Here is a 12,999-nt window from a genome sequence, read left to right as displayed (position 1 = left end):
TTTCTAGGCAGGGATCCGCAGCGCGCGGGCGGCCGTGATGGGCCCGCCGAACGCGACCAGCGCGGTGACCGCCCAGGCGATCTCGGGCGAGGTGAGGCCGGCGAGGGCGCCGGAGAGGGCGTAGGCGAAGGGGGCGCAGCCGATGCCCGCCAGCGCGAGCATCGCCATGGCGGTGCCGAGCCGATCGGCCGGGGCTGCCTTCTGGTAGAGCGTGACGGCCGCGGGTCCGTTGAGCCCGGAGCAGACGCCGAGGGCCACCGACAGGACGGCCGTCAAAGCCAGGGTCGGGGCGAACACCATGCCCACCAGCAGCACGCCGATGCCGACGCCGCTGCCCACCAGCCGAACCGACAGCGGTATCCGTTCGCCGACGACGGCGCTGATCCCGGCCCCGGCCAGCGCGCCGCCCGCCCAGCAGGCGATCACCAGGCCCACGGCGGAGACCTGCCAGCCGCGGTCGATCACGAGCACGGGCAGGCCGGGGTTCATCGGCCAGGCGAAGGCGAAGTCGAGGCACAGCGCGGAGAGGAACAGCAGCCGCAGCTTGCGGTCGGAGCGCAGCAGCCGCACCCCGTCGCCGGTGCGCTTCCACATCGGCACCCCGCTCGGCGCCGCGGTGGGGGCGGAGATCTCCTTGGTGACCGGCGCCAGGCACAGCAACGCGACCACGCAGCCCACCGTCACCACGCCCAGTGCGACCGGGAGCTGCCCCTCGGCGACGAGCCACGCGCCGAACGGCGACCCGATGATCGGCGCGAACCTGGCCACCATGGTGCGAATGGAGTTCGCCCTGCCGAGCTGGTCGCCCTCCACCATGCGCGGCATGAGCGTGCCGAACGACGGCGTGCCCAGTCCCAGCAGCGCGCCTTCCAGCGCGGCCACGACGACGAGCAACCACACCGTCGGAGAGTTCAGCGCTATCACCGTGGCCACGGCGAGCACCGCGATCCGCACGGACGTGGTGCGCAGCAGCACGACCCGCGGTCCCAGTGCGTCGCACAGCACCCCGCCGAAGATCATCGCCAGGGCGCGCGGCACCGACTCGGCCAGGGTGACCAGCGTGACGGCGGTGGTCCCGCCCATCTGGGCGGCCGCCCACACCGCGGCGATGAAGAACACCTGATCGCCGATCAGCGACACGCCCTGGCCGCCCAGGACGATGCCGACGCGGGGCCAGCCGGGCCTTCGGGGTGGGGACGGGCGTGCGTCGCTGACAGTCGTCTGGGACATGGGAAAGGACCTCTCTCAGCGCGCGTGCAGGGTGACGGGCAGGTGGTCGAAGCCGAAGTTGATGATCGACTGGTTGTGCACCGGCTCCCCGGTCACCTCGATCTCGGCGACCTGGTCCAGCAGCGCCCGGTAGACCGCGCCGAGCTCGGCCTTGGCCAGTGGCGCGCCGATGCAGTAGTGCGGGCCGACGCCCAGTGCCAGGTGCCGGTTGGGCGCGCGGTCCAGGCGCAGCTCGTGCGGGGCGTCGAACGCGGCCGGGTCGTGGTCGGCGGCCCACGTCCACACCGCGACCTTGTCGCCGGCGCGGACGTCGACGCCGCCCAGCTGCGTGTCACGGGTGGCGGTGCGCAGCACGTGCAGGCCGACGGAGGTGTAGCGCAGCAGCTCGTCCGTGGCGGAGTCGACGCCGACGGCGCCCTCGCGCAGCCGCTGGAACTCCGCGGGATAGTCCAGCAACGCCATGATGCTCATCGCCGCGGTGTGCCGGACGGTCTGCACGCCGCCGACGATGATGTTGTCCAGGTTGAGGACGACGTCCTCGATCGGCAGCAGCCTGCCCTTGACCCTGTGCGTGGCCAGCACGCTGATCAGGTCGCCTGCCGGTGCCATCCGGCGCCGCATCGCCTGCTCGAACAGGTACGGCAGGAGCCGCTGGTGGGCGGCCCTGCGGTCCTGCGGTGTGGTGCCGAGGAACGCCGCGTCGCACACCGACACGACCATGTCGCGGTCGCCCTCGGGGATGTCGAGGACGTCGCACATGACCACCAACGGCACCGTGGCCATGACCTCGACCAGGTCGACCTGCCCCTTGGCGACCGCGTCGGCGACCACCTGGGCGGCGAGGTCGTTGATGCGCTCGGTGCTGCCGCGCACCCCCTTGGGGGAGAAGAACGGCAGCAGCGGGGCCCGCAGGTCGCGGTGGTGCTTGCCGTCCGTCAGCGCCATCATCTTCCCGGCGCCGGCGGGTGCGCCGCCGCTGCCGAGCAGGGAGCCGCCGGTGGAGCCGTAGGTGGCGGAGTCGGTGAGCACGGCGGAGGAGTGCTGATAGGACAGCACCGACCACACCGGACCGTCCTGGGCGGTGTGGGTGAGCTGGACCGGGGCGGCGGTGCGCAGCTCGTCGACGAGCGCGCCGATGCCGGGGTCTGCCCAGAGGCGGGCATCGGTCAGGTCAACGGTCGTGGTGGTCACTGCGCGCTCCCAGGCAGAGGGTTCGGAGGAGGTCGGCCGGTCCGGGGTCGCCGGGCGCGACGAGCAGGTGCCCGCCGGGCAGCACCGCCGAGGTGAACGGGCCCGTGGTGGTGTTCGCCCACGTCCTGGGCGGGCTCGCGCCGGAGTCGGCGGCGCCCGCCAGGGCGTGGACGGCGAACCGGGCCGGCGGGCCCGGCCGGTGCCGGTAGGTCGCGCCGACCGCGATGTCGGCGCGCAGCACGGCCAGCACCATGGCGCGGACCGCGTCGTCGTCGGGCACGGTCAGCCCGCACTCGGCGAGCAACCGCTCCGCCCCGGCGGCGGGGTCGGCCGCGACCGGCCGGACGGCGCGTTCCCAGTCGGCAGGGGCGGGGGCCGAGGCGGCCACGACCGCCGCGGGACCCTTGGGCCCCAACGCGATGGCCACCTCGTAGGCGAGCAGCGCGCCGAAGCTCTGGCCGTAGAACACCGCGTCCGGGCCGAGCCGGGGGCCGACGCCCGCGGCGACCGCGGACGTCAGCTCGGCGAACGTCCCCGGCAGCGGGTCGGTGTAGCGCCCGCCCCGGCCGGGCAGGCGGACGGCGAGCACCTCGACGTCCGGTCCCGCCGCGACGGCCAGTTCGGCGAAGGTGCCGACGTCGCCGCCCGCGTGCGGGAAGCACACGAGGCGCCGTGCCCGCGGCCCTCGCGGGCAGGGCAGGTAGGACCAGTCGTCCAGCACGACCGGGCGGGCGACGGCGGTGGTCATCGCGTGCCGCGCCTACCGGTCAGGCGCACCACCGGCCGCGCGGGCGCACCCGCCTCGGCACGTGCCCGCACGGCGGCGGTGAAGTCGGCCAGCGTGCCCGCCGACATCAGGTCCCGCAGCGTGACGGCCACGCCCAGGCGGTCGCGCAGCAGGTGCACGGTGCGCACCGCCTGCTGCGAGTAGCCGCCCAGCGCGAAGAACCCGTCGGTCGGCGCGACCCGCTCGACGCCGAGCACGTCGGCCCAGACAGCCGCGACCACGCCCTCGATGTCGGTGGTGGCGGTCATGTCAGACCCCCAGCGCGGTGCGCAGGCTCAGCGGGCGGATGTCGGTCCACACCTCGTCGATGTAGTCGAGGCAGTCCTGCTGTGCGCCGCTCTTGCCGACCGTGTGCCAGCCCGCCGGCACGTCCAGCTCGGTCGGCCAGATCGAGTACTGCTCCTCGTGGTTCATCACCACGGCGAAGTCGGTGAACGTGTCCATGGGTGTTCCTTTCTCTGACGGGAAAATCTGGGGCTACCGGGCGAACTCCGGGACCCGGAGGTCCACAGTGGAGTCGGCGGCGAGCACTCGCAGCGCCTCGACGTACGCGTCCGCGTAGGCGTCGGCGATGTCGTCGGGGACGACGGACGGCAGGTGGTCGACGGCGAGGAGCACCCGTGCCGACGAGGGGTCCTGCACCAGGGCGGCGCCGAGGGCGAAGCTGGTCGGCTCGTAGCGCAGGGTCGGCTCGCAGCCGATGCGGTCGTCGAGCAGCCGGGTCGGGGAGTCGGCCAGCCTGCCCAGCGAGTGGAAGCGCAGGAAGGCGAAACACGCCTCCAGCCGGGTGTCGGCGAGGTGACGGGCGATGCGGGCGAAGGGCATCCGGCGGTGGGGGAGCATCGCCGCCTCTGCCTCGTGCATCGCCTTGATCAGGTCGGCACCGTTCTCGGTGAAGTCGACCACCAGGGGCACGGTGTTGAGGAACAGGCCGTACGCCTCGGTGCCGCCGTCGGTCTCCAGCCTGCCGTTGACCGACAGGCCGGTGGTGAAGCGCGGCAGGCCGGTGATCCGGTGCAGCGCGGCGACGTGCGCGGCGAGGCCGACGGTCTTCACCGTGACGCCGTGCCGGCGGGCGGTGTCGCGCAGCATCGCGTCGGCGCCGGGGACGACGTGCTCGATCGTGCGCGGGATCTCCGGCTCGTCCAGCTCCGGCGGTCCGCTGGACCAGATCGTGCCGCTTGCTCCGTCCAGTGTGGACTTCCAGTACCGCTCGCTGTCCTGCGAGGCGAGCGCTTCCTGTTCGACGGCGACGAAGTCGCGGAACGTGGACCGGGGTGCGGGCAGTGGCGCCCGGCCGGGGTCGGCCGAGAGCGCGCTGTGGCGTTCCAGGACCTCGGTGAGCAACGAGGTGAAGCTCCAGCCGTCGAGGATGGCGTGGTGCTCGGCGACGGTGAGCTGGAAGGCGTCGTCGGACAGGTGCTGGGCGGTGACGCGGAACAGCGGGGCGGTGCGCAGGTCGAACCGGGCGGCGACGTTGTCGTCGAACACGTCGGCGACGGCGGCGTCCTGCGCCTCGGGGCTCAGCCCGCGCAGGTCCGCCACGTGCACCGGGATCGGTGCCTCGGCGTGCACCAGCTGCAGCGGCTCGCTGTAGCGGGAAACGTCCAAAGTGGTCCGCAGCACGGGGTGGCGGGTCATGGCGTCGCCGACGGCGCGGCGCAGCGCGGTCTCGTCGAGCGTGCCGGCGACCCGGTAGCTGTTGACGTTGTGGTAACCGCCCGCGTCGTCGGACAGCTCCATGTGGAAGATCATCGACATCTGCATGGCCACCATCGGGTAGGCGTCCACGACATCGGCGGGCAGCGCTTTTCGGTCGGCTTCGGACACCAGGTCGAACGGCGCCGACCGTTTCTCGGGGCCGGTACAGGACTTCAGCAACGGGCCGAGCTCGGCGGGCGTCGGCGCGCCGAACAGGTCCGGCAGTTCCAGGGTCCAGCCGCGCTCGCGCAGCCTGCCCGCGAGGTGCACGGCGCGGATGGAGTCGCCGCCCAGGTGGAAGAAGTTGTCGCGGGCACCTACCCCGTCGACCCCGAGCACGTCGGCGTAGACCTCGGCGAGCGCGTGCTCCTGCGGTGTGGAGGGAGCCACGTGCGTGCCGGTGTCGCGCACGGAGTCGAAGTCGGGGGCGGGCAGCGCGGCCCGATCGACCTTGCCGTTGACGGTCAGCGGGATCACCGCGAGCACGGTCGCCGTCGCCGGGATCATGTGCTCCGGCAACGTTTCCGCGAGGAACGCGCGCAGCTCGGCGTACGAAGGAGGCGTGCCGTCGACGGTGACGTACGCGGCGAGCCTGTCGTCGTGCACGGTCACCACGCAGGAGGTGACCGCCGGGTGGGCGGTGACGGCGGCCTCGACCTCGCCGAGCTCGATGCGGAACCCGCGGATCTTGACCTGGTCGTCGCAGCGGCCGACGTACTCCAGGCCGCCGCCGGGCAACCGCCGCGCCACGTCCCCGGTGCGGTAGAGCCGGCCGCCGGGCACGACGCCGTACGGATCGGGCAGGAACCGCCGGGCGGTGAGCGAGGCACGGCCCCAGTACCCGTTGGCCAGCGACCCGCCGCCGATGTACAGCTCGCCGGCGACGCCGATCGGGCACGGCCGCAGGCGTTCGTCGAGCACCAGCGCCGAGAGGTGCGGCATGGGCTCACCGATCAGGCTGCGGCCGAACCTGTCCGCGTCAGGCAGGTCGAGCGTGGTGACGTGCACCGTGGTCTCGGTGATGCCGTAGAGGTTGCACAGGACCGCGGGCGGGCAGTGCTCCAGCGCGAACCACCGCCGGACCACGGCCGGGTCCAGCGCCTCGCCGCCGAGCATGACCGAGCGCAGCGCGGGCAACGGCAGCGGCCAGGCGCGCAGCACGCCCTCGAGCGTCCGCAACGCCGATGGGGTCAGGCACAGCCGGGTGACGCTCTCGGTGGCCAGCAGGTCCGCGAACGCCTCGGGCGAACGGCTGACCACGCGGGGCACCACGACCAGCCGCCCGCCATGCAGCAGCGGGCCCCACAGCTCCCAGACGGTCCAGTCGAAGGCGTAAGAGTGGAACAGGGTCCACACGTCGGTCTCGGCGAAGGCGAAGTGCTCCAGGCCCGACCGCATCAGCCTGCCGACGTGCTCGTGCGAGACGGCGACGCCCTTGGGCTTCCCGGTCGAGCCGGACGTGAAGATGACGTAGGCCAGATCGGCCGGGCCGACGTGTGTCTCCGGCCGGTGCGACGGGGCTTCCGCCAGCCTCGGGCCGGCCAGGTAGTCGTCGGTCACGACCACCTCGACGCCGGTGTCGGCGAAGACGAAGCCGGCCCGGTCCGCGGGAGTGGCCAGGTCGACGGGCACGTAGGCCGCCCCCGCCTTGAGCACGCCCAGGATCGTCGTGACGACCCGCTCGCCGCGCTCCAGCAGCACCCCGACCCGATCGCCCCGGCGGACGCCGTCAGCGGCCAGGGTGTGGGCGACGCGGTTGGCGGCGGCGTCGAGTTCCGCGTAGGTCCAGGATCGGTCGCCGTGGGTCAGCGCGAGGCGGTCTGGGTGGGCGTCGACGGCGGCTTCGAACGCGCGGTGCAAGGGCGGCGGGGTGGCCATGTCGGCGGGCGGCGGTGTCAGCGGCGGCGGGGTGGCCATGTCGGCGGGCGGCGGTGTCAGCGGTGGGGGAGTGGCCATGTCGGCGCGCGGTCGTGCCAGCGGCGGGGAAGTGTCCGGGGCGGCGCACGGCGGTGCCAGCGGAGGCACAGCGGCCTGGGTGGCGCGCGGGGGTGCCAGCGCGACAGCGGTCTCCGCGGCGTCGAGCGGGCTCAGCCGCCACAACGGCTTGTCCGGCGCGTCCAGAGCGGCGGCGAGCAGCGTGCGCCAGTGGCCGGCCATGCGCAGCACGGTCTCCCGGTCGAACAGGTCGGTGGCGTACTCCACCTCCCCGCGCAGCTCGCCGTCGTCGAAGGTCGACCAGGTGAGGTCGAACTTGCTGGTGTCGTTGTGGTGCATGCGCCGCGACGCGGTGGCGGTGCCGAAACGCAGCGGGGCCGGGTCCTCGGCGTGCGCGCCGAACACCACCTGCACCAGCGGCGCGTGCCGGGCCGTGCGCTCCAGCGCCAGCGCGTCGACGATCTCGTCGAAAGGCGCGTCGAGGTAGGCGTAGGAGTCGAAGGCGGTGTCCCGGACCTGCTCGACCAGGTCGGCGAAGGTCGCGGCGGGGTCGATGCGCACGCGCAGGGCGACGATGTTGACGAAGTAGCCGACCACTCCGGCGAGTTCGGGTCGGTCGCGGGTGGTGACCGGCGTGCCGACCACCAGGTCCCTGGCGCCGGTGTAACGGTGCAGCAGCGCGGCGAACGCGGCCACCTGCACCACGAACGGCGTCGCGCCGAGGTCGGCGGCCAGGTCCTGGACGCGGGCGGCGGTACCGGCCGGCAGGCCGAACATCTCGGTGCCGCCGGCGAACGTCCGGCTGGGCGGGCGGGGCCGGTCGGTGGGCAGGGTCAGTTCGGCGGGGGCTCCGGCGAGCTGTCCGGTCCAGTAGGCCAATGAGTCCTCTGTGGACACCGATGAGTCGGCGGCAGGGGTCAGGGGAGCGAGGTCGGGCTCCCGGTCCGCGGCGAGCGCGGTGTAGACCTCGGCCAGCTCACGCTCGAACACCCCGGCCGACCAGCCGTCCCACACGATGTGGTGCACGACGAGGACGAGCGTGTCCGCCACCCCCGGCCCGGTGACCAGGGTGGCCCGCAGCAGCGGCCCCTCGGTCAGGTCGAACCCGACACGGGCCTCGTTGTCCAGCAAAACGCGCAGAGCGGCTGGCCCGTCGACGGCGACCGAGGCGAACGGCAGCCGCACCCCACTGTGGACTGTCCTGACCGGACCGTCCGCCCCAAGATCGAAGGTGGTGCGCAGGGCCTCGTGCCGCCCGACCAGCAACCGCAGGGCGCGGTGCAGGACGCGAGCGTCGACCGGGCCGTCGAACTCGAAGACCCACGGCACGAGGTAGGCGGGCGAACCAGGGTTCCAGCGGTCCATGAACCACAGGCCGCGCTGCAGTCCGGACACCGGCGTTGTGGTGCTCACTGTGCTGCTCCAGTCGTCTCGAGCGTGCGGGCGAGGGCGCTCACGGTCCGTGCGGCGAACACCTGCCGGGGCAGGACGCGGGACCCGGTCGCGCTGGACAGGTGCATGGCGACCCGCACCGCGGCCAGCGAGTTGCCGCCGACGCGGAAGAAGTTGTCCTGCGGGCCCACCTCGGCGAGCCCTAGCACCTCGGCCCACACCCGTGCCACCAGCCGCTCGGCGTCGGTCGTGGTCGGCCCGCCCGAGGAAACGGTCTCGGAGGGGGCGGGCAGCGCGGCCCGGTCGAGCTTGCCGTTGGCGGTGATCGGGAGCGCGTCGAGGACGGTCACGCTGGACGGGAGCATGTAGTCGGGCAGCAGGCCCGCCAGGAAGTCGTGCACGCCGGCGAGGTCCGGGACGACGTCGCCGCGGACGGTGACGTAGGCGGCGAGACTGGGCCGGCCTGGCACGGGCTCGTGGGCCACGACCGCGCAGTCGCCGACCCCTGGGCAGCCCGCCAGCGCGGTGGCCACCTCGCCGGGCTCCACCCGGAACCCGCGGATCTTGACCTGGTCGTCGGCGCGGCCGGTGATGGCCAGGGTGCCGTCCGCGTTCCAGCCGCCGATGTCGCCGGTGCGGTACATCCGGGACCCCGGCGGGCCGAACGGGTCGGGCAGGAACCGCCCGGCGGTGATCCCGGACTGGGCGACGTACCCCAGGGCGAGGCCCGCGCCCGTCACGTAGATCTCGCCCTGCTCGCTGCCGCCGACCGGCTGGAACTTGTCGTCGAGGACGTGGACACCCTTGTGCGCCACGGCCTTGCCGATGGGCACCGCCGCGGTGAGGTCGGTGACGGCCACGTCGTGGGTGGTGGTGAAGCCCATGCTCTCCACCGGCCCGTAGCCGTTCACGACCCGCACGTGCGGGTACCGCTCGGCGAGGCGGGCGATGTGGGCGGCCGAGGCGCGTTCACCGCCGGTGAACGCCACCCGCAGGCCGGCGAAGACCTCCGGGAGCTCGTCGACCAGGAAGTTGAACAGGCTCGACGACAGCTGCAGCTGGGTGACCCCGTGCCGGGCGACCAGCTCGGCCATGGTCTGCGGGTCGGGCCGCTGGCCGGGGTGCAGCACGCAGGTCCCGCCGAACAGCAGCGCCCCGTAGAGCTCCAGCCCGAACGCGTCCCACGACACGGGCGAGCACTGGAGCCAGACCTCGTCCGGACCGAAACCGGCGTAGTCCTGGCCGCTGTAGGTGGCCGCGAGCGCCCGGTGCGTGGCGGCGACGCCCTTGGGACGACCGGTGGAGCCGGACGTGTACATGACGCAGGCGACGGCATCGGCCTCGACCGGCACGTCGAAGTCGCCGCCGTCGCCCGAGGCTCCGGCCACCGTCTCGGCGGTGACGACGAGACGCACGCCGGCGTCGGTGATCACCTGGTCCTGGCGGGTAGCGGGCAGGTCGGGGTCGAGCAACGTGTAGGCGGCGCCTGCCTTGAGCACGGCGAGCAGCGCCACGACCAGGGCGGTGTCGCGGGGGATGCGGACGGCCACCACGTCGCCGGGGACGACCCCGAGCGCGGCGAGGTGCCGGGCGACGCGGTTGGCGGCGGCGTCGAGTTCCGCGTAGGTCAGTGACTCCGCGCCGGACACCAGGGCGGTCGCGCCGGGGGTCCGCCCGGCCTGCTCGGCGACGCGGACGTGCACCGGGGTGTCGATGTCGGCGGGCACGGCCGGGGCGGGCAGCTCCGCGTCGATGTCGGCGACCAGCTCCTCGACCACCGCCCGCCACTGCGCGCCCAGCGCCGCGGCGGTAGCGGGGTCGAACAGGTCGGCGGCGTACTCGACGCGGCCGTGGAGGCCGGCACCGTCGTCCTCGACCGACCAGGACAGGTCGAACCGGGAGAACTCGTTGGCGTGCAACCGCTTCTCGACGGCGACCGGGCCGTACGGGGCCGTCCCGGCGTCGGCGGTGTGCATCTCGAAGACCAGCTGGAACAGGGGAGTGCCCGCACCGCTGCGCTCGCCGGAGGTCGCGGCGACGATCTCCTCGAACGGCACGCCCTGGTGGCGGAAGCCGTCCAGCGCCACCGAACGCACGTGGTCGAGCAGGTCGCGGCCGGTCAGCTCCTCCCCGCCGGGCCGGAAGCGCAGCGGGACGAGGTTGATGAAGTAGCCGACGAGCGCGTCGAGCTCGGCGCGGTCGCGGACGCTGACCGGGGTGCCGATCACCACGTCGCCAATCCCGCGGCGCCGGTGCGCCTCGACGAGGGCGGCCAGCAGGACGAGGTACGGGGTGGCGCCGGCGGCGCGGGCGAGGGCCCGCACCCCTTCGGCCAGTTCCGGTTCGAAGGCAAAGGGCAGGACCCCGCCGCGCCCGGTGCCCGCGGTGCCGTCGTAGTCGGGACGGATGGCGGGCGTCGACGGTGCGCCGCGCAGGTGCTCGGCCCAGTAGTCCACATCGGACTCAGACGGATCCTCTGTGGACCATCGGGCGTAGTCGCTGTACTGGAAGGACAACTCGGGCAGGCGGGGCACCCGGCCCGCGGCAGCGGCGAGGTAGCACTCGCGCAGTTCGCGGTCGAGCACCCGCAGCGACCCCTCGTCCCAGACGATGTGGTGCACGACGAGCACGAGGGTCGCCTCGCCGGGGCCGGTGTGGACCAGGCGGGCCCGCAGCAGCGGCCCCGAGGCCAGGTCGAACGGGAGCTGCGCCACGGCGGCGACCTGCTCCTCGAGCTCCGCGTGGGTCTCGGTGAACGGGACCTCGACGCGGTCGTGGACGACCAGCACCGGTGCCATGTCCGCGTCCGTGCCGACGGTGGAGCGCAACGCGTCGTGCCTGTCGGCCACCGCCTGAAGGGCTCGGCGCAACGCCGCCGTGTCGAGCGGGCCGGTGAAGTGGAACAGCCAGGGCACGTTGTAGACCGAGCCGCCGGGCTCCCAGCACTCGCGCAGCCACAGGCCGCGCTGGAACCGCGACAACGGCGTGGGGGCACCGGATCGGGCGACCGGACCGGGCCGGGCGGGTGCCGACCCGGCGCGTAGAGCGGCCGCGAACCCGGCGAGCGTGGGGGCCTCGAAGACCAGGTACGGAGAGACCGGGCCGAACACTTCGAACACGCGGCTCGCGACCCGGACGGCGGTCAGCGAGTCGCCGCCGAGGTGGAAGAAGTTGTCGTGCGGGCCGACCTGGCGAACCCCCAGGACGTCGGCCCAGATCCCGGCGAGCAACTGCTCGGTGTGGTCGCGGGGTGCGTCCTCCTCGGCAGGGGCGGGTGCTGAGGCAGGGGAGGGCAGCGCGGCGCGGTCGACCTTGCCGCCGTCGGTGAGGGGCAGCCGGTCGAGCGTGGTGACCGAGGCGGGAACCATGTGCGAGGGCAGTCGCAGGGCGAGGAAGTCGCGCACCTCGGCGGTGTCCACCGCGCCGGTGACGTAGGCGGCGAGGCCGGTGCCGTGCGGGACGACCGCGCAGGTCTCGACGGCGGGGTGCGCGGCGAGGGCGTGCTGCACCTCGCCCAGCTCCACCCGGTAGCCGCGGACCTTGACCTGGTCGTCGCCGCGGCCGACGAAGTCGAGCACGCCGCCGGGTCCGCGGCGGACGGTGTCGCCTGTGCGGTACATCCGCGACCCCGGCGGGCCGGACGGATCAGGCAGGAAGCGGGCCGCCGTCTGCGCCGCGCTGCCCAGGTAGCCCACTGCCAGCTCGGGGCCGCCGAAGTACAGCTCGCCCTCCACGCTCGGGCGCAGGCCGTCGAGGACGTGTGCACGCCGCCCGCCGACCGGCGTGCCGATCGGTACCGAACCGGTTTCCCCTGCCGTCTCGTGCACGGTCGCGGTGATCACGGTCTCGGTGGGCCCGTAGGCGTTGAGCAGCCGCACCCCGGTGCGCCGGGACCACTGCGCCGCCGCGGCCGGGGACAGCCGGTCGCTGCCGGAGACCATGAGGCGCAGCGACGGCGGCACCCGGTCCAGCGCGGCGGCGAAGTCGTGGAAGTAGCCCGCCGGGAGGTTGGCCACGGTGACCCGCTCGTCCTCGATGAGGCGCAGCAGCTCGTCGACCGACAGCAACCGCCGTTCGGGCAGCACCAGGCACGCGCCGGCGGCGAGCGCGGTCAGCACCTGCTCGACGGCGACGTCGACCGACGGGCCCGCCATCTGCAGCACCACGTCCTGGCCGGTGATCCCGAAGCGCTCCGCGACGGCCGGGACGTGCGCGGCGAGGGCCGTGTGGCCGACGGCGACACCCTTGGGACGGCCGGTGGTGCCCGAGGTGTAGATCAGGTAAGCCAGGCCGGCCGTCGCGCCGCGGGCGGCGACCCCGGTCTCGCGGACCACGCCGTCCTCGACGAGCAGGGTCGCGCCCGCGTCGTCGAGCATGTCCTTGGTGCGTCCCGCGGGGGCTTCCGGGTCCAGCGGCAGGTACACGCCGCCGGCCCGCCACACGGCGAGCATCGCGGTCACGTAGTCCGACCGCGAACGGCTGCGCACCGCGACGACGCCGCCGGGCCGCAGCCCCGCGCCGGCGAGTTCCGCGGCCAGCGCGCCCGCCAGCCGGTCGAGCTCGGCGTAGCCGGTCGGCCTTCCCCCGGATCGCACCGCGGTGCGATCCGGTGCGGCGGACGCGATGCGGCCGACCTCCTCGTGCAGCGACATGTCACCCTCCGGATCGGTGCGCGGTGGACGTTCGAGTCGAAAGCTAGGCGCGCGACAACCGCCGGATCGGCAGGTCGGGCGGCACCTTGGCGGAAGCAGCCACCTGCCCCA

General features: G+C 73.8%; 7 protein-coding genes. All 7 read right to left on the bottom strand.

The window, feature by feature from the left end; all coding sequences use genetic code 11:
• Positions 1-3: 3 nt before the first annotated feature.
• Genes BLR21_RS04860 through BLR21_RS04830 form a run of 7 tightly spaced genes read right to left on the bottom strand, consistent with a single transcriptional unit; the run spans position 4 to position 12,888 of the window.
• A complete protein-coding gene (locus BLR21_RS04860; protein ID WP_090004349.1) occupies positions 4-1,230 on the bottom strand; it encodes an MFS transporter in 1,227 nt (408 codons plus the stop codon).
• Positions 1,231-1,245: 15 nt separating this feature from the next.
• Positions 1,246-2,421, bottom strand: coding sequence for a cytochrome P450 (locus BLR21_RS04855; RefSeq protein WP_090004348.1), 1,176 nt, complete (start codon positions 2,419-2,421; stop codon positions 1,246-1,248).
• Positions 2,402-3,169: a thioesterase II family protein gene (locus BLR21_RS04850; RefSeq protein WP_090004347.1), complete on the bottom strand. Its 768-nt coding sequence runs from the start codon at positions 3,167-3,169 to the stop codon at positions 2,402-2,404. Before BLR21_RS04850 ends, BLR21_RS04855 begins: the two co-directional genes overlap by 20 nt.
• Positions 3,166-3,456, bottom strand: a complete 291-nt coding sequence (locus BLR21_RS04845) for a phosphopantetheine-binding protein (RefSeq protein ID WP_090004346.1) — start codon at positions 3,454-3,456, stop codon at positions 3,166-3,168. Before BLR21_RS04845 ends, BLR21_RS04850 begins: the two co-directional genes overlap by 4 nt.
• Before the next feature lies 1 nt (position 3,457).
• Positions 3,458-3,652: an MbtH family protein gene (locus BLR21_RS04840; RefSeq protein ID WP_090004345.1), complete on the bottom strand. Its 195-nt coding sequence runs from the start codon at positions 3,650-3,652 to the stop codon at positions 3,458-3,460.
• Positions 3,653-3,685: 33 nt separating this feature from the next.
• A complete protein-coding gene (locus tag BLR21_RS43115) occupies positions 3,686-8,257 on the bottom strand; it encodes a non-ribosomal peptide synthetase (protein WP_256334462.1) in 4,572 nt (1,523 codons plus the stop codon).
• Positions 8,254-12,888 carry a non-ribosomal peptide synthetase gene (locus BLR21_RS04830; protein ID WP_090004344.1) on the bottom strand — a complete coding sequence of 1,545 codons (4,635 nt, stop codon included), beginning with the start codon at positions 12,886-12,888 and terminating at the stop codon, positions 8,254-8,256. The genes BLR21_RS43115 and BLR21_RS04830 overlap by 4 nt, the downstream gene beginning before the upstream one ends.
• Positions 12,889-12,999: the final 111 nt, after the last annotated feature.

This window comes from Lentzea albidocapillata subsp. violacea (genome assembly GCF_900100275.1).
Lineage (GTDB): Bacteria > Actinomycetota > Actinomycetes > Mycobacteriales > Pseudonocardiaceae > Lentzea > Lentzea violacea.
This window is presented reverse-complemented; position numbering and strand designations above follow the sequence as displayed.

Bases quoted from the DNA above. Each gene is read 5' to 3' on its own strand.
- BLR21_RS04830 (WP_090004344.1), bottom strand. From the start codon at position 12,888: ATGTCGCTGCACGAGGAGGTCGGCCGCATCGCGTCCGCCGCACCGGAT.
- BLR21_RS04860 (WP_090004349.1), bottom strand. From the start codon at position 1,230: ATGTCCCAGACGACTGTCAGCGACGCACGCCCGTCCCCACCCCGAAGG.
- BLR21_RS04845 (WP_090004346.1), bottom strand. From the start codon at position 3,456: ATGACCGCCACCACCGACATCGAGGGCGTGGTCGCGGCTGTCTGGGCC.
- BLR21_RS04840 (WP_090004345.1), bottom strand. From the start codon at position 3,652: ATGGACACGTTCACCGACTTCGCCGTGGTGATGAACCACGAGGAGCAG.
- BLR21_RS04850 (WP_090004347.1), bottom strand. From the start codon at position 3,169: ATGACCACCGCCGTCGCCCGCCCGGTCGTGCTGGACGACTGGTCCTAC.